The following is a 20,529-nucleotide window of genomic DNA, read 5'->3' on the forward strand; positions in this document are numbered from 1 at the left end:
CCGGATAAGCGGTAGCGCCATCCGGCATTTTTAACCCTGCTTGCGTAACTGAACTTCATTGTTGCCACGCTGCATAACCCGGTTCAACACTTCCGCTTCCAGATCGGCTAACCGTCCCGATCCCAAACGGCGGGGGCGCTGAATATCCACCGTAAGATCCAGTCCGATTTTTCCGTCCTCAATCAGCAACACGCGATCGGCCATTGCCACCGCTTCACTGACGTCATGAGTGACCAGCAGTACGGTAAAGCCGTGCTCTTGCCATAAAGAGACGATCAGATCCTGCATTTCAAGGCGGGTTAGGGCATCCAGAGCGCCGAGGGGTTCATCCAGCAGCAGCAAACCGGGGCGATGAATTAATGCCCGTGCCAGGGCTACACGCTGTTTTTGTCCACCGGATAGCGCAGCCGGCCATTCGTGAGCACGACTCTCCAGCCCAACGGCGGCCAGCGCATCTCGGGCCGCATCGCGCCACTGACCTTTCAGACCCAGGCCCACATTATCGATAACCGTCTTCCATGGCAGCAGACGCGCATCCTGGAACATCATACGCGTATCATCCTGAATTTCCGCCAGTGGGGTGGTTCCGGCAAGTAATGCGCCTGAGGTCGGCGATTCCAGCCCTGCCAGCAGACGCAGCAACGTACTTTTACCACCGCCGCTGCGGCCAACCACGGCAACAAACTGTCCGGCCGGAATATGCAAATCTAATTGATTGAGCACTGTATTGACGGCGTATTGTTTTGTCACGGCGCTCAGCAACAGCGGTGTACCCTGGTTCAGGCGAGCGGTATTCATACGGTAGCCTCCTTTACATGATAAGCCGGATGCCAGCGTAGCCAGACTCGCTCCAGCAGTTGGGCGCTGACGTCGGCAAGTTTGCCGAGCAGGGCGTAGAGAATAATGGCCACCACGACCACATCGGTTTGCAGAAATTCGCGGGCGTTCATCGCCAGGTAACCAATACCGGCATTGGCAGAAATGGTTTCCGCCACAATCAGCGTCAGCCACATCAGCCCGAGAGCAAAACGCACGCCGACCATAATCGAGGGCAGGGCGCCGGGGAGGATCACATGAACAAACAGTGAAAAGCCGGATAATCCATAGCTGCGCGCCATTTCTACCAGTGCACGATCGATACTACGAATCCCATGCCAGGTGTTGATGTAAATTGGGAACAGCGTGCCCAACGCCACGAGAAAGATCTTGGCGGATTCATCAATGCCGAACCACAAAATCACCAGCGGGATCAGCGCCAGATGCGGTACGTTACGCAGCATCTGCACCGAGGTATCAAGCAGGCGTTCTCCCCAACGCGAAAGACCGCTGATAAGTCCCAGTGTCAGGCCAATCGATCCACCGATGGAGAATCCGATCAACGCGCGCCAGGAACTGATGGCCAGATGCTGCCAAAGCTCGCCACTGGCGGAAAGCGTCCAGAAGGCTTCGACAACGCCCTCCGGTGAGGGCAGGATGCGGGTGGACAGCCAGCCCATTGAAGATGCGAACTGCCAGAGCGCCACCAAACCTACCGGTAAAAGCCAGGGCGCGAGGCGTAATAACCATCTGTTTTTCGGCGTTGCCATTAGCCGCTCCTTAGCTTTGCGCGACTTTGCGCGGGATAAATTCGTTTGCCACCGCTTCACCTTGTTGTTGCAGGTATTGCGGCTGCGGAATTTCCGGTATAGCAACATCCAGATGCGGGAACAGCAGCTCGCCAACCTTGTATGCCTCTTCCAAATGTGGGTATCCGGACAACACAAAGCTGTCGATTCCCAGCGCGGCATACTCGTTGATACGCGCCGCGACAGTCGGACCATCTCCGACCAGCGCGGTACCCGCGCCACCGCGTACCAGTCCAACGCCTGCCCACAGGTTCGGACTAATTTCCAATTTGTCGCGTTTACCATTGTGCAGTGCAGCCATTCGCTGCTGACCAACCGAATCCGTTCTTGAGAAGGCGTCCTGGGCTTTGGCAATGGTGTCGTCATCCAGGTGGGCTATCAGACGATCCGCTGCCTGCCACGCCTCGTGGGTTGTCTCCCGTACGATCACATGCAGACGAATACCAAAGCGGATCTTGCGCCCGAGCGCCGCTGCTTTGGCCCGCACCTGTTCAATCTTCGCTTTCACCTGTTCCGGCGGCTCGCCCCAGGTCAGATAGAGATCAACCTGCTCGGCAGCAAGGTCTTGTGCGACATCAGACGAGCCGCCGAAATAAAGCGGTGGCCGGGGTTGTTGTACGGGAGGGAAAAGCAGCTTCGCGCCGCGGACATGAATATGTTTGCCGTTGAAATCCACCGTTTCACCTTGCAGCAAGCGCCGCCAGACCTGAGTAAATTCAGCAGAGGCTTCATATCGTTCTGTGTGATCGAGGAACACGCCGTCACCTGCCAGCTCCTGTGGATCGCTGCCGGTCACCAGGTTAAATAACGCCCGGCCATTTGAGAGTCTGTCGAGCGTCGCAGCCTGACGTGCGGCAACCGTTGGCGAGGTGACGCTTGGGCGCAGCGCGACCAGAAACTTTAATCTCTGGGTGACCGGGATCATCGAAGCGGCGACCAGCCAGGCATCTTCGCAAGAGCGACCGGTTGGGATCAGGACGCCGGTAAATCCGAGACGATCGGCCGTTTGCGCGATTAGTTGCAGATAACTGTGATCGACCGGGCGCGAACCTTCTTCCGTTCCAAGATAATGACCGTCACCGTGTGTGGGTAAAAACCAGAACATATTCAGACTCATAATTTTTCTCCTGCCTGCTGAGTGGGTTGCCAGATACGCTGGCGAATATCGATTTTTTTCGGCACCAAACGGTTGTCATAAAACAGATCGGCGGTTTGTTGTTGCAGGGCAGCAACGGAGGCGTTGACTGGCACAATGGTGGTTGGCGGACGGTGATCCAGATAAGACGCAATCACCGGTTCGGGCAGCCCCATGGTTTTGGCCAGCAGGGTAATGCTTTGCTGGCGCTGGTTGAGCGTTAACGCATCGGCCTGGCTAAAGGTATCCAGTACGCCAAGTACAAAAGCGCTATTTTTCTCGGCATAAGGACGGGCGGCGAGATAAAACGAACCGGTTTGCTTAAGGTCTGAGCCGTCCTTCAGTACGCGTACATCACCTTGCAGTAACGCGGCGGAATAATAGGGATCCCAGATAGCCCACGCATCAACATTCCCTTGCTGAAAGGCCGCTCGCGCATCGGCGGGAGTCAGATACGTCGGTTGAATATCGGTAAATTTCAGTCCGGCCTGTTGCAGCGCCCGGAGCAGTAAATTGTGGGCGCTGGAGCCTTTCTGGAAGGCGACTTTATGTCCTTTAAGCTGCGCGACGCTCTGGATCGGGCTATTTTTTGGCACCAGAATCACTTCGGCTTTCGGTTTGGGCGGCTCGACGCCCACGTAAACCAGATCGGCCCCGGCTGCCTGGGCGAAAATTGGTGGAATGTCACCGGTACTGCCGAGATCGATACTGCCGATATTGAGTGCTTCCAGCATTTGCGGTCCAGCCGGGAATTCGACCCACGAGATTTTAGTCTGCGGATAGCGTTTCTCGAGTAGCTGATGGCTTTTGGCCAGCACCATACTGACGCTTCCTTTCTGGTAACCAATACGCAGAGCATCGGGGGCCGATTCTGCGGCATGCCCCAGAGTTGACAGCGACAACAACCCGGTCAGTGCCAGCCATGACGTGTGACGCCTGAGAAAATCAAGCATGAGCGGCACCTCGCAGGGTGTTCAGTTGAGGAAGTTGGACATCGCGACGATGCAACGCCAGCCAGAAGGTATCGAGCGCACTGTCCAGACGCTGCTGAAGGTTGGGCGTAAACTGAGGTTTATGTTGATAATCAATTACCTGTGAATCATCAGCAAACACACCGTGCAGGATCTCCTGGGCCTTTAATGCGCTCAGTACCGGTTTCAGCGCGTAATCGACGGCAAGTAAATGCGCCACGCTGCCGCCGGTCGCCAGAGGCAAAACCACTTTCCCTTCCAGCGCCCGCTCGGGGAGTAGATCGAGCAGGGTTTTCAGGGCGCCAGAGTAAGCGGCTTTATAGACTGGTGTTGCGACAATCAGCCCGTCTGCATCCTGCAATTGTTCGATAAATGTGTTCAGCGCTGGACTGTCGAAACGAGCATAGATCAGGTCTTCCGGGGAAAAATTGTGTAGGTTCCAGTGAAAGACTTCGACATCCTGACCGTGAAGTTTTTCTCGGGCATATTCCAGTAACGCACTGGATCGAGAGGGAAAGCGAGGGCTCCCCGCCAGAGTGATGACGCGCATAATTTCATTCTCCCCTTATAACTAATTGTTTGCTTTTGGTTAACATCGATAACAATTTGAGCAGTCTGGCAGAGAGATTTTGTTTATCGAAATGATTTATACGGCATAGAAAAGTTGGAAATTGAATAAAAAGGCAGAGGCAAGGAAAACGATTGCTATTTATTGCCGCAGGTCAATTCCCTTTTTGCTCGCGATAGCACATAATACGCCCCCGGTTTGCACACCGGGAATCCAGGAGAGTTCATGTACTACCCCTTCGTTCGTAAAGCCCTTTTTCAGCTCGATCCAGAGCGCGCTCATGAATTGACATTCCAGCAATTACGTCGCATTACCGGCACACCGCTTGAAGCGCTTGTGCGCCAGAAAGTACCGGCAAAACCGGTTACCTGTATGGGGTTGACGTTTAAAAATCCGCTCGGACTTGCTGCCGGACTGGATAAAGACGGGGAGTGCATTGATGCGCTCGGCGCGATGGGATTTGGTTCCATTGAGATTGGTACCGTGACGCCACGCCCTCAGCCGGGTAACGATAAACCGCGTCTGTTCCGTCTGGTCGATGCAGAAGGTCTGATCAACCGCATGGGGTTTAATAACCACGGGGTTGATAACCTGGTTGAGAACGTTAAAAAATCACATTTCGACGGTATTCTGGGTATTAATATTGGTAAGAACAAAGATACCCCAGTAGAGAACGGCAAAGATGACTATCTGATTTGTATGGAAAAAGTCTATGCTTATGCTGGCTATATCGCGATTAATATCTCTTCGCCGAATACGCCGGGATTACGTACGCTGCAATACGGCGAGGCGCTGGACGATCTCCTGACGGCAATTAAAAATAAGCAAAATGATCTCCAAGCGATCCACCATAAATATGTTCCGGTGGCGGTAAAGATCGCGCCGGATCTTTCTGTGGAAGAACTGATCCAGGTCGCCGATAGTTTAGTTCGTCATAATATTGATGGCGTAATTGCGACTAACACCACCCTCGATCGTTCTCTTGTTCAGGGAATGAAAAATTGCGATCAAATGGGTGGTCTGAGCGGTCGACCGTTGCAATTAAAAAGTACAGAAATTATTCGCCAGTTGTCTCAGGAATTAAAAGGTCAGCTGCCGATTATTGGCGTTGGTGGTATCGACTCGGTGATTGCTGCACGTGAGAAAATAGCTGCTGGTGCAACCCTCGTACAGATTTATTCGGGCTTTATTTTTAAAGGTCCGCCGTTGATAAAAGAAATCGTCAGCAATATCTGAATGCTACCTTAATCACAATCCGGGGCTTTATTTCTAGCCCTGGTTGTTTTATATTCCTTTACTGTTGCTTATTTAAACATTCTGAGCTTTTATTATTAGGGCAATAAACGAAGCGGCAAAAGGATACTGTCGTAACGGTGATGATTAAGGAAAGGAGAGAAACTGATGCGAATTAAACCCGACGATAACTGGCGCTGGTATTATGATGAAGAGCACGATCGTATGATGCTCGATTTAGCCAATGGCATGTTATTCCGTTCGCGTTTTGCTCGTAAAATGCTCACTCCTGATGCATTTTCTCCGTCTGGTTTTTGTGTTGATGACGCCGCGCTTTATTTTTCCTTTGAAGAAAAATGTCGCTACCTGGATTTAGCCAAAGAACAAAAAGCGGAACTGGTGCTTAATGCGCTGGTGGCGATTCGTTATCTCAAACCGCAAATGCCAAAAAGCTGGCACTTTGTCGCACACGGTATTAACTGGTCGCCGGTCGTGGGTGACGCAGCCTGTGTTGATTTAAGCGATACCGATGAACAGGTAAACCTGTTAGTGGTTGAGCCGGGTGAAAACGCCGCGCTTTGCCTGCTTGCGCAACCTGGCGTGGTTATCGCCGGGCGTACGATGCAGCTTGGCGATGCGATTAAAATAATGAATGACAGACTGAAACCGCAGGCCGTTGTTGACAGTTTCAGCCTTGAGCAGGCGGTTTAGCTCTCCAGCCTGATTGCCGTTTTGGGAACACAGCTGCAGCACAGAATTGTTCCGTCGTCCCCCATCGCTGATTTCTTCAACGGGCTAACTTCGCCTTCTACCAGTCGAATTCGACAGCATCCGCAAATGCCTGCCCGGCATGAATAGGGAACCCGGATACCCTGGTTTTCCAACTGCTCAAGCAATACCTGCTGATTATTTCCGCGAAAGGTCTGTCCCTGCCAGTCAATAAGCACCGTGGCATCAGGTTGTTGTTCGGGTGTAGTTTCGTCTGATTCAGCCGTGCCGTACGCTCTGGCGGGGCCGGTTGCCAAAATTTCTACCTCATCGCCGACGCGAATAACGCCACTGTTACGCGCGATAAGATTCTGACCGAAATCGACATCGCCGTTATCTACCGCAGTACGGAAGGTTTGCAATGTGGCAAGCGGTTCACCGGATGGATGTTTCTGGCCTTTTTCCGGGCTAACTGTCGTGAAAATACAGCGGCTACAGGGTTTTGCTACATCAAAAATGACGTCGCCAATACGAATCACTTTCCAGGTATCTTCTTCCCAGGCACCAGCTCCCGAAACCACTATATTGGGGCGAAACTGTTCCATTTTGACGCTTGCCGGACAGCGCTGTTGCAGATCGCGCAGGGATGCTTCGTTGGCCAGCAGATAAGGATAACCATCAGCGAAGGATAAAGGAACATCAACATGGCGTTTTACACGGCGCGTCAGCTGCGGTCCGACCCAGCGTAACTGCACTTCACGGGAGAAAAAGCCGCTAAGCCACTGGTTGATAGCCGCTGGCGCAATACGCGCGGTAAAATGGTTTCCCCATACTTCTGTTGGCGCATCCTGGGGAGCGAAGTCGGCAAATCGCACGAGCGCGCTGCTGCCATCTGGAGCTGTAAGATGCAGTCCATCGTGGAATGGGGAAGGCGTAAAACGGACCATTTGTGGGAACTGGCGGGCGGTTATGAACGTTCCGTCAGGTTCAGTGATCATAAATATGCGATCAAAGGCGAGACCGCTAATATCTGCCAGGGCATGCGTAAGCCCAATGCCGCGCATTGATTTAACCGGATGAATAAAAAGTCGGGTTAACGTGACCACTGTACAGCCCCTCGAATGAAAATAAGCCTTCAACTTTATGACATACAGCCCATATTAGCTATAATGCGCAGCAATTTTCTTGGAGTAAAAGTGACATTATGAATTCTCTGTTTGCCAGTACGGCCCGCGGGCTGGAAGAGCTGTTAAAAACTGAACTGGAAAACCTCGGCGCGCTGGAGTGTCAGGTCGTTCAGGGTGGGGTCCATTTTAAGGGCGACACGCGGCTTGTTTACCAGAGCCTGATGTGGAGCCGCCTGGCCTCGCGCATTATCCTGCCGATGGGAGAGTGCAAGGTCTACAGCGATCTTGATCTGTACCTCGGCGTTCAGGCAATCGACTGGACAGAGATATTTAACCCTGGTGCTACGTTTGCCGTCCATTTTAGCGGACTGAACGAGACCATTCGTAACAGCCAGTACGGCGCGCTGAAGGTCAAGGATGCAATTGTCGATGCCTTTACCCGCAAAAATATGCCGCGTCCGAATGTGGATCGTGAATCCCCGGATCTGCGCATCAACGTCTGGTTGAACAAAGATACTGCCAGCATTGCGCTCGATCTGAGCGGTGACGGTTTGCATCAGCGTGGCTATCGCGATCGCGCGGGTCAGGCACCGATTAAAGAGACGCTGGCCGCCGCTATTGTTATGCGTTCTGGCTGGCAGCCGGGAACCCCGTTACTCGATCCGATGTGTGGTTCCGGCACGCTGCTGATTGAAGCGGCAATGTGGGCGACCGATCGCGCGCCGGGTCTGCACCGTGGATACTGGGGCTTCAGCGGTTGGGCGCAACACGACGAAGCTGTCTGGCAAGAAGTTAAAGCCGAAGCGCAGGTGCGTGCGCGTAAGGGACTGGCTGACTATACTTCGCATTTTTATGGATCCGATAGCGATGCGCGCGTGATTGAAAAAGCGCGTAGTAATGCTCGCCGCGCCGGTATCGCCGATCTGATGACGTTTGACGTGAAAGATGTCGCCAAACTGAGCAATCCGCTGCCGAAAGGACCGTATGGGACAGTTATCAGTAACCCGCCTTACGGCGAACGTCTGGATAGCGAACCGGCGCTGATTGCCCTGCACAGCCTGCTGGGCCGTACGATGAAAAACCAGTTTGGCGGCTGGAATTTGTCGCTGTTCAGCGCCTCGCCGGATCTGCTCAGCAGCCTGCAATTACGTGCCGACAAGCAGTTCAAAGCGAAAAACGGTCCGCTGGATTGTGTGCAGAAGAATTATCACGTTGCAGAGACCACTGCGGACAGCAAGCCTGCCACGGTAGCGGAAGATTATGCCAACCGCCTGCGCAAGAATATTAAGAAGCTGGAAAAATGGGCGCGTCAGGAAGGCATTGAATGCTATCGCCTGTATGACGCTGACCTGCCGGAATACAACGTTGCAGTAGATCGTTACGGTGATTGGGTCGTGGTTCAGGAATACGCCCCGCCGAAGACGGTTGATGCGCAAAAAGCACGTCAACGCCTGTTCGACATCATTGCCGCCACGCTGTCAGTACTGGAAATCGCGCCAAACAAACTGGTGCTGAAAACCCGTGAGCGTCAGAAAGGCAAGAATCAGTATCAGAAGATGAATGAGAAGGGGGAATTCATTGAGGTAAGCGAGTACAACGCGCGCCTGTGGGTTAACCTGACTGACTACCTTGATACGGGTTTATTCCTCGATCACCGTATTGCGCGCCGTATGTTGGGGCAGATGAGTAAAGGTAAGGACTTCCTCAACCTGTTTTCCTACACCGGCAGCGCCAGCGTACATGCAGGATTGGGCGGTGCGCGTAGTACTACGACGGTCGATATGTCGCGTACCTATCTGGAATGGGCGGAACGCAACTTGCGTCTGAACGGCCTGAGCGGTCGCGCTCACCGTTTAATTCAGGCCGATTGCCTGGGCTGGCTGCGTGATGCGAATGAACAGTTTGATCTGATTTTCATCGATCCGCCGACGTTCTCTAACTCAAAACGTATGGAAGATTCGTTTGATGTGCAGCGCGATCATCTGGCGCTGATGAAAGATCTGAAACGTCTGCTGCGTAAAGACGGCACGATCATGTTCTCCAACAACAAACGTGGGTTCCGTATGGATCTCGACGGTTTGGCTGAACTGGGATTGAAAGCACAAGAAATTACCCAAAAAACGCTTTCCCAGGATTTTGCCCGTAACCGTCAGATCCACAATTGCTGGCTGATTACCGCAGCCTGAAAGGATAAATAAATGTCATTGATCAGTATGCATGGTGCATGGCTGTCGTTCAGCGATGCGCCGCTTCTTGATAATGCAGAACTGCATATCGAAGATAACGAACGCGTCTGTCTGGTTGGCCGTAACGGCGCAGGTAAATCGACGCTGATGAAGATCCTGAACCGTGAGCAGGGGCTTGACGACGGGCGTATCATTTATGAGCAGGATCTGGTTGTGGCGCGTCTGCAACAGGATCCGCCGCGTAATGTTGAGGGCAGCGTGTATGATTTCGTTGCCGAGGGTATCGAAGAGCAGGCCGAGTATCTCAAGCGTTATCACGATATTTCGCGTCTGGTGATGACTGATCCGAGCGACAGAAATCTGAATGAGATGGCGCGGGTTCAGGAAATGCTCGATCATCACAATCTGTGGCAGCTCGAAAGCCGTATTAATGAAGTGCTGGAGCAGTTGGGGCTGGATCCAAACGCCGCACTGTCTTCGCTTTCAGGCGGTTGGCTGCGTAAAGCGGCGCTGGGCCGCGCGTTAGTGAGTAATCCGCGTGTACTGCTGCTGGATGAACCAACGAACCACCTGGATATTGAAACCATCGACTGGCTGGAAGGGTTCCTGAAATCCTTCAATGGGACAATCATCTTCATTTCCCATGACCGTTCATTTATACGCAATATGGCGACACGTATCGTCGACCTCGATCGTGGCAAGCTGGTGACTTATCCGGGGAATTACGATCAGTATCTGTTGGAGAAAGAAGAAGCGCTGCGCGTAGAAGAGTTACAAAATGCAGAGTTTGACCGCAAGCTGGCGCAGGAAGAGGTCTGGATCCGTCAGGGGATCAAAGCGCGCCGTACCCGCAACGAAGGCCGCGTGCGCGCACTGAAAGCCATGCGTCGCGAGCGTGGCGAACGCCGCGAAGTGATGGGCACGGCGAAGATGCAGGTCGAAGAGGCGAGCCGTTCAGGCAAGATTGTTTTCGAAATGGAAAACGTGGATTACCAGGTTGATGGAAAGCAGCTGGTAAAAGATTTCTCCGCACAGGTACAACGTAGCGACAAAATTGCGCTAATCGGACCGAACGGCTGCGGCAAAACAACGCTGCTGAAGTTGATGTTAGGCCAGCTTCAGGCTGACAGTGGGCGCATTCACGTCGGCACCAAGCTGGAAGTGGCCTATTTCGATCAGCACCGCGCCGAACTGGATCCAGATAAAACCGTGATGGACAACCTGGCTGAAGGTAAGCAAGAAGTGATGGTTAACGGTAAACCTCGCCATGTGCTGGGTTATCTGCAGGATTTCCTGTTCCATCCGAAACGCGCGATGACGCCAGTGCGTGCGCTTTCTGGTGGGGAACGAAATCGCCTGCTGTTGGCGCGTCTTTTTCTGAAACCCAGCAATCTTTTGATTCTCGATGAACCAACGAACGATCTTGACGTCGAAACGCTGGAACTGCTTGAAGAACTAATTGATAGCTATCAGGGGACTGTACTGCTGGTAAGCCACGACCGTCAGTTTGTGGATAATACTGTAACTGAATGCTGGATCTTCGAAGGCGGCGGTAAAATTGGTCGTTATGTCGGTGGTTATCATGATGCGCGCAGCCAGCAATCTCAGTATGTGGCGTTTAAACAACCGGTCACGAAAAAAACAGAGGAAGCCGTTGCTCCTAAAGCAGAAATTGTCAAACGTGGCACGAGCAAACTAAGCTATAAACTGCAGCGCGAACTCGAGCAACTCCCCGCGCAGCTTGAAGAACTGGAAGCTAAACTGGAAAGGCTACAAGCGCAGGTTGCTGACGCCGCTTTTTTCAGTCAGCCACATGAGCAAACACAACAGGTATTAGCTAGTCTGAACGAAGCGGAACAAGAACTTGAGCAAGCCTTTGAGCGCTGGGAGTATCTTGAGTCTTTGAAGAACGGCGCATAATTTAAAGGAGCACATATGTGCGAACATCACCATGCCGCGAAGCATATTTTGTGCTCGCAGTGTGACATGCTGGTGGCGTTACCTCGCCTTGAGCATGGTCAGAAAGCGGCATGTCCACGATGTGGCACTACGTTAACGGTGGAGTGGGACGCGCCGCGGCAGCGTCCTACCGCCTATGTTTTAGCAGCATTATTCATGCTGCTTCTGTCAAACCTCTTCCCCTTTGTGAATATGAACGTTGCAGGGGTGAGCAGCGAAGTCACGTTGCTGGAGATCCCCAGCGTTCTCTTTTCTGAAGACTACGCCAGTCTCGGCACCTTCTTTTTATTATTCGTGCAGTTGGTCCCCGCGTTTTGCCTGCTGACTATCCTGCTGCTGGTGAATCGGGTGCAGATGCCCGCAAGACTTAAGGCGGGTCTTGCACGCGTCCTGTTCCAGTTAAAAAGCTGGGGGATGGCGGAAATCTTCCTCGCCGGCGTGCTGGTCAGCTTCGTTAAGCTCATGGCTTACGGCGATATCGGCGTGGGCAGCAGCTTTATTCCGTGGTGCTTCTTTTGCGTTTTGCAACTGCGCGCATTCCAGTGCGTTGACCGTCGCTGGCTGTGGGATGATATTGCGCCAATGCCAGTGATTAAGCAGGAGTTAAAACCTGGTGTGCCCGGCATTCGACAGGGACTGCGTTCCTGCTCTTGCTGCACTGCGATACTTCCCGCTAATGAACGGGTGTGCCCGCGCTGCCAGACGAAAGGCTATGTGCGGCGTAAAAACAGTCTGCAATGGACGTTGGCATTACTGTTTACGTCAATCATGCTTTATCTTCCTGCCAATATTTTGCCGATTATGATTACCGATCTGCTCGGGTCAAAGCTGCCATCAACGATACTTGAGGGGGTGGTTTTAATCTGGAGCGAAGGCTCTTATCCGGTGGCTGCGGTTATTTTTATCGCCAGTATTATGGTGCCGACGTTGAAAATGATCGCCATTGCCTGGCTATGCTGGGATGCCAAAGGGCACGGCAAACGCGACAGCGAACGTATGCACCTGATTTATGAAGTTGTGGAATTTGTCGGTCGCTGGTCAATGATCGACGTCTTTGTGATTGCGGTACTCTCTGCGCTGGTGCGCATGGGAGGGTTAATGAACATTTATCCTGCAATGGGTGCTTTGATGTTTGCTTTAGTCGTCATTATGACAATGTTTTCTGCGATGACATTTGATCCGCGTCTGTCGTGGGACCGTGAACCAGAACCAGGCCATGAGGAGTCCTGACAGCATGGAATCTAAAAGTGGGGAAGCCAAAGTGCAAAAGGTAAAAAACTGGTCGCCCGTGTGGATATTCCCTATCGTCACTGCACTCATTGGCGCGTGGGTACTGTTTTATCACTACAGTCATCAGGGGCCACAGGTCACGCTTATTACCACCAATGCCGAAGGTATTGAAGGGGGCAAAACGACGATTAAAAGCCGCAGCGTGGATGTCGGTATCGTCGAGAGCGCAACCCTGACTGATGATTTGACCCATGTGGAGATTAAAGCGCGTCTTAACTCCGGAATGGAAAAGCTGCTGCATAAAGATTCTGTCTTTTGGGTGGTGAAGCCGCAGGTTGGACGTGAAGGTATCAGTGGACTCGGCACGCTATTGTCCGGGGCTTATATTGAACTGCAGCCTGGCAATAAAGGCAGTAAGCTGGAAAATTACCAACTGCTGGATTCACCGCCGCTGGCCCCGCCAGATGCAAAAGGGATCCGTGTGATTCTGGACAGCAAAAAAGCCGGTCAGTTGAGTCCAGGCGATCCGGTGCTTTTCCGCGGCTATCGTGTGGGCTCGGTTGAAACCAGCACATTTGATGCGCAAAAGCGTACGATAAGCTATCAGCTTTTCATCAATGCGCCTAACGATCGTCTGGTGACCAGCAATGTACGTTTCTGGAAAGACAGCGGGATCGCCGTAGATCTTACCTCAGCAGGTATGCGCGTAGAAATGGGATCGCTCTCCACGCTGTTTGGCGGTGGTGTAAGTTTTGATGTGCCAGAAGGTTTAGAGCAGGGCGAGCCGGTCGCACAACAATCAGCGTTTAATCTTTATGACGATCAAAAAAGTATTCAGGATTCACTGTATACCGATCATATTGATTACCTGATGTTCTTTAAAGATTCGATTCGTGGCCTACAGCCTGGTGCACCGCTGGAATTCCGTGGCATCCGCTTGGGTACGGTGAGTAAAGTACCTTTCTTCTCACCGAATATGCGTCAGGTATTTAACAATGATTACCGCATTCCGGTGCTGGTGCGTATTGAACCAGAACGTCTGAAGGCGCAACTGGGAGAGGATACCGATGTTGGCGCTCATTTGGAGCAACTGCTTAAACGCGGATTACGAGGATCGCTCAAAACCGGGAACCTGGTAACCGGCGCGCTGTATGTCGATCTCGACTTCTACCCGAAAGAGCCGCCGATTACTGGTGTGCGCGAATTTAATGGTTATCAAATTATTCCGACCGTGAGCGGTGGTCTGGCGCAGATCCAACAGCGTCTGATGGAAGCGTTGGATAAGATTAACAATCTGCCGCTGAACCCGATGATTGAGCAGGCAACTAATACGCTGTCGGAAAGCCAGCGCACAATGAAACATCTGCAAACCACGCTGGATAACATGAACAAGATCACGTCCAGTCAGTCGATGCAGGATCTGCCGGCGGATATGCAGAACACGCTACGTGAACTAAATCGTAGTATGCAGGGTTTCCAGCCTGGTTCCGCGGCCTACAACAAGATGGTGGCGGATATGCAGCGTCTTGATCAGGTACTGCGTGAACTGCAACCGGTACTGAAAACGTTGAACGATAAGAGTAATGCGCTGGTATTTGAAGCGAAGGACAAAAAAGATCCAGAGCCGAAGAGGGCGAAACAATGAAAAAGTGGCTAGTGGTGATGATGGCGGTCTGGCTGACGTCATGCAGCTCCAGCGGAGAAAATAAAAGCTATTACCAGCTCCCTATCGCACAAGGCGGTGTGCAGAGCTCTGCCAATCAGGGAAACCGTCTGCTGTGGGTTGAACAGATTGCGGTACCTGATTATCTGGCCGGTAATGGGGTGGTTTACCAGACCAGCGATGTGCAATATGTGATAGCCAATAATAATCTCTGGGCCAGCCCATTAGATCAGCAATTGCGCAATACGCTGGTTGCGAACCTCAGTATGCAGTTGCCTGGCTGGGTTGTCGCTTCACAGCCGCTGGGAAGCACTCAGGACACGCTGAACGTTACCGTAACCGGCTTCCACGGTCGGTACGATGGTAAGGTTATCGTGAGCGGTGAATGGTTGCTGAATCATCAGGGACAACTGATCAAACGTCCATTCCACATCGAAGCTGTACAGACTAAAGACGGCTACGATGAGATGGTGAAGGTTCTTGCCAATGCCTGGAGTCAGGAAGCAATGGCCATTGCTCAAGAGCTGAAACGCATCCCTTAAGCTTAAATAATTGTAAATTATACCGCCCCTGGTTCATTGCCCGGGGCGGTTTTTTTTATTTTTTTAGCCGTGGAGATAGCTGTTCTGACTGACTATTTTTGTACAAATGATTTAGCGAGTAGCTCACAAATATGACACTGGCGTGAATTTTGCGCATTGACGAGCCTGATGTTTAGGGGTATTCGTTTAGTGTGATTGCACACTTAGTAATCACTGTTTTCTTTTCCACCAGACCCAAAAATGAGGGAAACGAGGCATGAAGAGACAAAAACGAGATCGCCTGGAACGGGCACATCAACGTGGATATCAGGCCGGCATTGCCGGACGCTCAAAAGAAATGTGTCCCTATCAGACGCTGAATCAGAGGTCATACTGGCTGGGAGGCTGGCGAGAAGCCATGGGGGATAGGGTTTTAATGGCCTGATTCTGTCTCTTTAGATAAAAGAAACCTCCGCAGAGCGGAGGTTTCGCCTTTTTGCACACCTGAAAAAACGGGGAAACGTTAATGTCTGGCTGCTTCGCAGTTCTGGATTAGAACGCGGAAGTGTCCTGGAACAGACCCACTTTCAGATCGTTTGCGGTATAGATCAGACGACCATCAACCAGCACTTCACCATCTGCCAGGCCCATGATCAGGCGACGGTTAACGATGCGTTTGAAGTGAATGCGGTAAGTGACTTTCTTCGCGGTCGGCAGAACCTGGCCGGTGAATTTAACTTCGCCTACGCCCAGCGCACGGCCTTTACCTTCGCCGCCCAGCCAGCCAAGATAGAATCCAACCAGTTGCCACATGGCGTCGAGACCCAGACAGCCCGGCATCACCGGATCGCCGATAAAGTGACAACCGAAGAACCACAGGTCCGGGTTGATATCCAGTTCAGCTTCAACATAACCTTTGTCAAAGTTGCCACCGGTTTCGGTCATCTTGATGACACGGTCCATCATCAGCATGCTTGGTGCTGGCAGTTGTGGCCCTTTAGCGCCAAACAGCTCACCGCGACCAGAGGCAAGAAGGTCTTCTTTCGTATAGGATTCGCGTTTATCTACCATGTTCTCTGTAAGCCTTATTTTATTGAAGCACGCAGGATAGCTAACACGTGTACGCTGAACAAGTCCGATCAGTTCGGAATAATCCAGTTCAGCCAACGTAGCGGCCATGGGAAACGGTGACGACCTTCCTGTTGCGTTGCCGTGGCAATACGCTCCTGAATGGTTTGCATCAGCGTTGTCTGGCCTTCGCCATCCCACACCAGATTTAACAACAGTGGCAGCGCATCAGTCACGTCGTCCACCGCCCAGATAGTGAATTTTTCTTCTTCTATGGCCTGTAGCAGCGCAGGCTGCAGGCTGAGGTGTCTGACGTTAGCCGAAGGAATGATAACGCCCTGTGTGCCTGTCAGTTCGCGCTGCTGGCAGATGGCGAAGAAACCTTCAATTTTCTCATTCAGACCACCGACAGGTTGTGCCCGACCAAACTGATCGACAGAACCTGTAATGGCGATACTTTGATTAACAGGAACGTCGGCGAGGGCGCTAATCAATGCGCACAGTTCTGCCATAGACGCGCTGTCACCGTCCACTTCGCTGTAAGATTGCTCAAAGGTCAGTGAGGCAGAGAAGGGGATTTGTTGCTCAAGCTGGAGTTCCGACATCAGGAACGCCTGCATAATCATCATACCCTTGGCATGAATATTTCCGCCGAGCTCGGCTTTGCGCTCAATATCCGTAAACTCGCCGTCGCCAATATGCACGACGCAACTGATACGAGAAGGCTCGCCAAATGCGCGTGGGTGGCCTGGAAACTCAATTACCGACAAGGCGTTGATCTGGCCAATACGCTCGCCTTCTGTCTCGATAAGGATCTGCTCTTGCAGAATTTCATCCTGCATGCGTTCAGCCAGGAATCCCTCACGCCATTCGCGCTGAGCCAGCATCAGGCTGAACTGCTCAGCGTTGCAGGTTTCGCCCTCGCATAACGGAGCCACCTCTTTGAACTGTCGGGTGATCCACAGCGGGTTAAGCGGCAATGTATCCTGTTCACCGGTATAGCGAACGGCTTCACGGATCAGAACCTGCCAGGCATCAGGAGCGGGGTAGGGCAAATTATTGCGTATGGCGGTATGCGTGACCCACTGACACCATTGCGTCATGGTTTCGGCATCCACTATCTGCAGATTATCTTCAAACTCGCTGTAAATGGCCTGCTCAGCCAGCTCTGGTTCCATGTCCTGGAAATCCGCCAGCGATTCACGCTCACCCACCAAAATAACTTTCAGTTTAAGCGGCATAGGGGGAACGGAGACAGGCAGCGGGCGAGACTCATCAAAAGCTACCCAATCAAAACGTTCGTGGCTGACAATGGCTTTCAGGCGCATCCACAACAGAGGTTGGGCCAACAGCGTGCGCAATGAGATAACCAGCACACCTCCATTGGCCTGATGTACCAGACCTGGCTGCAGCGTAATTTCTCCATTGAACTGACGCAGACAGCCAAACAGTTGTTCGGCTTCGGCCCAGTCAGCGCTGACCACCTGCGTCAACGTCGCAAAATTGTCTTCCGCTTTCTCAGCTGTACGATAACGAATAGTGTGACCGGAGATGTCGTAATGACCGCCGGTCAGGCTTCCTGCATCCGTGTGCAAGGGACGTGCAGCCTTTGCAATAAGGTTGAGATACTCAAGCTCTTCCGGTGCTTTTACCAACATGAACGAGGATGTTGTCCAGTGCTGAAGAAGCTGCTCTAGCGCGAATTGTAAACGTGGCTGAGTATCACTAAGTAAGGTGTCGGTGTCGTCAGTGACGTGCGGCTGTGCAAATACTTCCTGATAACTGTCGGTATCAGGAACCAGATCACGCCATGCAAGTTTCGTAATGGTCAAAGTTGATGTTTTTTAGTCTGTTGTAAAAAACGAGATTATACCGTAACCCTCACCACTAAACACCTGGAAAGCGCCGTGAAACGGTTGTGATGACGCGCGGCAGTTCACAGGCTGGATATTCTTTTCTTCAGATGCCGAAAAAGCTGATATTCTGATAAGAGTTACACGGTAACATTGAGATCGCAATGAAATATCAACAACTTGAAAACCTTGAAAGCGGCTGGAAATGGAAGTATCTGGTGAAGAAGCATCGTGAGGGGGAATTAATCACCCGTTACGTCGAGGCCAGCGCTGCCAAAGAAGCCGTTGATTTATTGCTAACCCTCGAAAATGAACCGGTTCGGGTTAATGCCTGGATTGAAGAACACATGAATTCTGCGCTGCTTAATCGTATGAAACAAACCATACGTGCCAGGCGCAAGCGGCACTTTAATGCTGAGCATCAGCATACCCGGAAGAAATCCATCGATCTGGAGTTCATGGTCTGGCAGCGTCTGGCTGGTCTTGCGCAGCGGCGCGGAAAAACGCTTTCTGAAACTATTGTGCAGCTAATTGAAGACGCAGAGCATAAAGAGAAGTACGCGAACAAAATGTCGACATTGAAACAGGATTTACAGGCGTTGCTGGGAAAAGAGTAGCGGTCGGCTGGTTTAACACGTGGCTTACTTTGGATGAAAAAAGATGAAAAAAAACCCCGCATGGCGGGGTTTTTTATAAGACGATAACTTAAGCCTGAGGCTGAGTTACAACGTCTTTGATGCCTTTAACTTCGATCTCAACACGACGATCCGGAGCCAGGCAGTCGATCAGTGCAGCGCGAGCTTTCACGTTGTCACAGGTGTTGCCAGTAACTGGGTTGGATTCACCCATGCCACGTGCAGAGATTTTGTCAGAAGGAATACCTTTAGAGATCAGGTAATCAACAACGGACTGAGCACGTTTCTCGGACAGCGCCTGGTTGTAAGCGTCAGAACCGATGCGGTCAGTGAAGCCCAGAACCACTACGGAACCGTCTTTCGGATCCAGGTTGCTCAGCTGGCTGTACATCTGGTCCAGAGCCTGCTGGCCTTCTGGTTTCAGAGTTGCTTTGTTGAAGTTGAACAGAACGTCAGACTTCAGAGTGAAGTGCTTGGTCTGTACTTCTGGAGCCGGAGCCGGAGCAACAACTACTGGAGCTGCTTCTTCCTGCTGGCCGAAACGGTAAGAAACACCAACGCTCAACAGACCGTTATCTGGACGACCGCCAACGGTGTTCGCGTCACCGATGTTGTTGGTCCACTGGTATTCCAGACGGGTAGCGATTTCAGGAGTAATTGCATACTCTACGCCACCAGCGAATACTGGGGATACACCAGTGTCGTGGTCTTTGAAGCCAGTGTTGTTTTTAGCGTCTGCACGCCAAACCATACCACCCAGACGGGTATAAACGTCCAGATCGTCAGTGATTGGGTAACCCAGTTTAGCGGTCAGCTGAACGCCCTGAGCTTTGAAAGCGCCATTCTGCTCGCTGCCTTTGTATGGCATACGGCCTAACCAGTCGTAACCCATTTCAAAACCAACGTACGGGTTAACCTGGTAACCACCGAACGCACCGGCACCCAGTTGGCTTTCGTGGGTCGGACCGTTGTTGTCGATACGGTTGTTGCCAATATCATGGAACTGAGACCAGCCCAGTTTAGCACCAGTATACCAGGTGTTATCTTTCGGAGCGGCCTGCGCCACGGTAGCGAAACCAGCCAGTGCCACTGCAATTGCGATAGCTGTCTTTTTCATTTTTTGCGCCTCGTTATCATCCAAAATTCGCCATGAATATCTCCGAAGAGAGATAACACGGTTAAATCCTTCACCCGGGGACCAGTTCAATAGTTACTCTACCGATATCTGCGGCTTACGCCGAGCACCCCTGGCGATGTAAAGTCTACAACGTAGTTGAAAACTTACAAGTGTGAAGTCCGTCAGGCATATGAAAAAAAAAGGCTTGTATACACAATATTTAACATTTATAGCTGAATAAATGTACTGAGGATATCCTGAAAACCGCTTCTGACAAGCGTTCAGACGAAAAACACATTACAGCTCAAAGACAAATTGAGAGATGAAAAAAAATTCCAGGATAAATCCTAATTTTACTCAATGATACAAATTCGAGTGAATTTTTAGCCCGGAATGCTGTCTCCCCGCAAGTGTCTGGGCGCGAACCGGACGCATGATAAAACCCATCGCATTACCTTCATCAGCCGCTTTGACCAGTTCGGCATGTTCATCTTCCGTTAATTCTTCCGCCAGCCAGCCAATGACAACACTGTAATTACCCGTGCGTAGCGCACGAATCATTGATTCCAGCGTATTGCAGGGGGAGAGCTGACTAATTTGCATGACTTTCGTCAATGGAAGTCCAGCTGACTGCACCCACTCCCGACTTAATTTTTGCTGAGGCGTTAGCCACAGCTGCCAGCGTGATTGTTGCCCTAACTGTTGCAGCAGGGGAAGCAGCAGCAGTTGTGTCATCATGGGCTGGTCCTCGCGATAGACAACTTCACTGATAAGCCCAGCGGTTGCGTTCTCTGATGAAACGCGCGCAATGTTGCTTGATGTGGAAGAGAACGACGATGAACGATTTGCATAGCCTGAAGTGTACATAATCAATCCAGCCCTGTGAGTTACTGTATGAATATACAGTAACCCTGCCATCAACAAAGATCA

General features: G+C 51.7%; 19 protein-coding genes. 9 read left to right on the top strand and 10 right to left on the bottom strand.

Going from position 1 to position 20,529, the window contains the following annotated elements:
- Window positions 1-30: 30 nt before the first annotated feature.
- From ssuB to ssuE, 5 genes are read right to left on the bottom strand one after another with little or no spacing between them, the layout of a single operon-like run.
- A complete protein-coding gene (gene ssuB, locus OGY71_RS20040; protein ID WP_003831961.1) occupies window positions 31-798 on the bottom strand; it encodes an aliphatic sulfonates ABC transporter ATP-binding protein in 768 nt (255 codons plus the stop codon).
- Window positions 795-1,586 (bottom strand): aliphatic sulfonate ABC transporter permease SsuC, encoded by a 792-nt coding sequence (ssuC, locus tag OGY71_RS20045; RefSeq protein WP_003831963.1) that lies wholly within the window; start codon window positions 1,584-1,586, stop codon window positions 795-797. Before ssuC ends, ssuB begins: the two co-directional genes overlap by 4 nt.
- 10 nt (window positions 1,587-1,596) lie before the next feature.
- Window positions 1,597-2,742, bottom strand: a complete 1,146-nt coding sequence (gene ssuD / locus OGY71_RS20050) for an FMNH2-dependent alkanesulfonate monooxygenase (protein ID WP_003831965.1) — start codon at window positions 2,740-2,742, stop codon at window positions 1,597-1,599.
- A complete protein-coding gene (locus OGY71_RS20055) occupies window positions 2,739-3,713 on the bottom strand; it encodes a sulfonate ABC transporter substrate-binding protein (RefSeq protein ID WP_126956782.1) in 975 nt (324 codons plus the stop codon). Before OGY71_RS20055 ends, ssuD begins: the two co-directional genes overlap by 4 nt.
- Window positions 3,706-4,281, bottom strand: a complete 576-nt coding sequence (gene ssuE, locus OGY71_RS20060) for an NADPH-dependent FMN reductase (protein ID WP_003831971.1) — start codon at window positions 4,279-4,281, stop codon at window positions 3,706-3,708. Before ssuE ends, OGY71_RS20055 begins: the two co-directional genes overlap by 8 nt.
- 243 nt (window positions 4,282-4,524) lie before the next feature.
- Between ssuE and pyrD the strand changes: the two genes are divergently transcribed.
- Window positions 4,525-5,535, top strand: coding sequence for a quinone-dependent dihydroorotate dehydrogenase (pyrD, locus tag OGY71_RS20065; RefSeq protein WP_003831973.1), 1,011 nt, complete (start codon window positions 4,525-4,527; stop codon window positions 5,533-5,535).
- A gap of 165 nt (window positions 5,536-5,700) precedes the next feature.
- Entirely contained in the window at window positions 5,701-6,243 is a 543-nt protein-coding gene (zapC, locus tag OGY71_RS20070; protein ID WP_003035852.1) for a cell division protein ZapC, read from the top strand.
- Here zapC and OGY71_RS20075 read toward each other — a convergent pair.
- Entirely contained in the window at window positions 6,240-7,346 is a 1,107-nt protein-coding gene (locus tag OGY71_RS20075) for a YcbX family protein (RefSeq protein ID WP_003831975.1), read from the bottom strand. The two genes, zapC and OGY71_RS20075, sit on opposite strands and share 4 nt — an antisense overlap.
- A gap of 98 nt (window positions 7,347-7,444) precedes the next feature.
- Here OGY71_RS20075 and rlmKL point away from each other — a divergent pair, with 98 nt between their 5' ends.
- The 6 genes from rlmKL (at window position 7,445) to rmf (ending at window position 15,371) form a co-directional block, all read left to right on the top strand.
- On the top strand, window positions 7,445-9,553 hold the full coding sequence (gene rlmKL, locus OGY71_RS20080) for a bifunctional 23S rRNA (guanine(2069)-N(7))-methyltransferase RlmK/23S rRNA (guanine(2445)-N(2))-methyltransferase RlmL (protein WP_003831977.1): 2,109 nt from the start codon (window positions 7,445-7,447) through the stop codon (window positions 9,551-9,553).
- 12 nt (window positions 9,554-9,565) lie between these two features.
- Window positions 9,566-11,473, top strand: coding sequence for an ABC transporter ATP-binding protein (locus tag OGY71_RS20085; RefSeq protein WP_003831978.1), 1,908 nt, complete (start codon window positions 9,566-9,568; stop codon window positions 11,471-11,473).
- A gap of 15 nt (window positions 11,474-11,488) precedes the next feature.
- Window positions 11,489-12,742 carry a membrane integrity-associated transporter subunit PqiA gene (gene pqiA / locus OGY71_RS20090; RefSeq protein WP_003831981.1) on the top strand — a complete coding sequence of 418 codons (1,254 nt, stop codon included), beginning with the start codon at window positions 11,489-11,491 and terminating at the stop codon, window positions 12,740-12,742.
- Between the two features lie 4 nt (window positions 12,743-12,746).
- A complete protein-coding gene (gene pqiB / locus OGY71_RS20095; protein ID WP_003831983.1) occupies window positions 12,747-14,387 on the top strand; it encodes an intermembrane transport protein PqiB in 1,641 nt (546 codons plus the stop codon).
- Window positions 14,384-14,947, top strand: coding sequence for a membrane integrity-associated transporter subunit PqiC (gene pqiC, locus OGY71_RS20100; RefSeq protein WP_003831985.1), 564 nt, complete (start codon window positions 14,384-14,386; stop codon window positions 14,945-14,947). Before pqiB ends, pqiC begins: the two co-directional genes overlap by 4 nt.
- 256 nt (window positions 14,948-15,203) lie before the next feature.
- Complete coding sequence (rmf, locus tag OGY71_RS20105) at window positions 15,204-15,371, top strand: ribosome modulation factor (protein WP_003035871.1); 168 nt, start codon at window positions 15,204-15,206, stop codon at window positions 15,369-15,371.
- A 107-nt stretch (window positions 15,372-15,478) separates the two neighbouring features.
- Here rmf and fabA read toward each other — a convergent pair whose 3' ends face one another.
- Window positions 15,479-15,997: a bifunctional 3-hydroxydecanoyl-ACP dehydratase/trans-2-decenoyl-ACP isomerase gene (gene fabA, locus OGY71_RS20110; protein ID WP_003035875.1), complete on the bottom strand. Its 519-nt coding sequence runs from the start codon at window positions 15,995-15,997 to the stop codon at window positions 15,479-15,481.
- Between the two features lie 68 nt (window positions 15,998-16,065).
- Window positions 16,066-17,826 carry an AAA family ATPase gene (locus tag OGY71_RS20115; protein ID WP_063940604.1) on the bottom strand — a complete coding sequence of 587 codons (1,761 nt, stop codon included), beginning with the start codon at window positions 17,824-17,826 and terminating at the stop codon, window positions 16,066-16,068.
- 185 nt (window positions 17,827-18,011) lie between these two features.
- On the opposite strand from OGY71_RS20115, the gene matP reads away from it, so the two are divergent.
- Window positions 18,012-18,464 (top strand): macrodomain Ter protein MatP, encoded by a 453-nt coding sequence (gene matP, locus OGY71_RS20120; RefSeq protein ID WP_003831992.1) that lies wholly within the window; start codon window positions 18,012-18,014, stop codon window positions 18,462-18,464.
- Between the two features lie 88 nt (window positions 18,465-18,552).
- On the opposite strand, the gene ompA is transcribed toward matP, so the two are convergent.
- Entirely contained in the window at window positions 18,553-19,599 is a 1,047-nt protein-coding gene (gene ompA, locus OGY71_RS20125; protein WP_126318575.1) for a porin OmpA, read from the bottom strand.
- Window positions 19,600-19,956: 357 nt separating this feature from the next.
- Window positions 19,957-20,466, bottom strand: a complete 510-nt coding sequence (gene sulA / locus OGY71_RS20130) for an SOS-induced cell division inhibitor SulA (RefSeq protein ID WP_008784287.1) — start codon at window positions 20,464-20,466, stop codon at window positions 19,957-19,959.
- Window positions 20,467-20,529 lie beyond the last annotated feature (63 nt).

This window comes from Citrobacter sp. Cpo109 (assembly GCF_030332565.1).
Lineage (GTDB): Bacteria > Pseudomonadota > Gammaproteobacteria > Enterobacterales > Enterobacteriaceae > Citrobacter > Citrobacter portucalensis.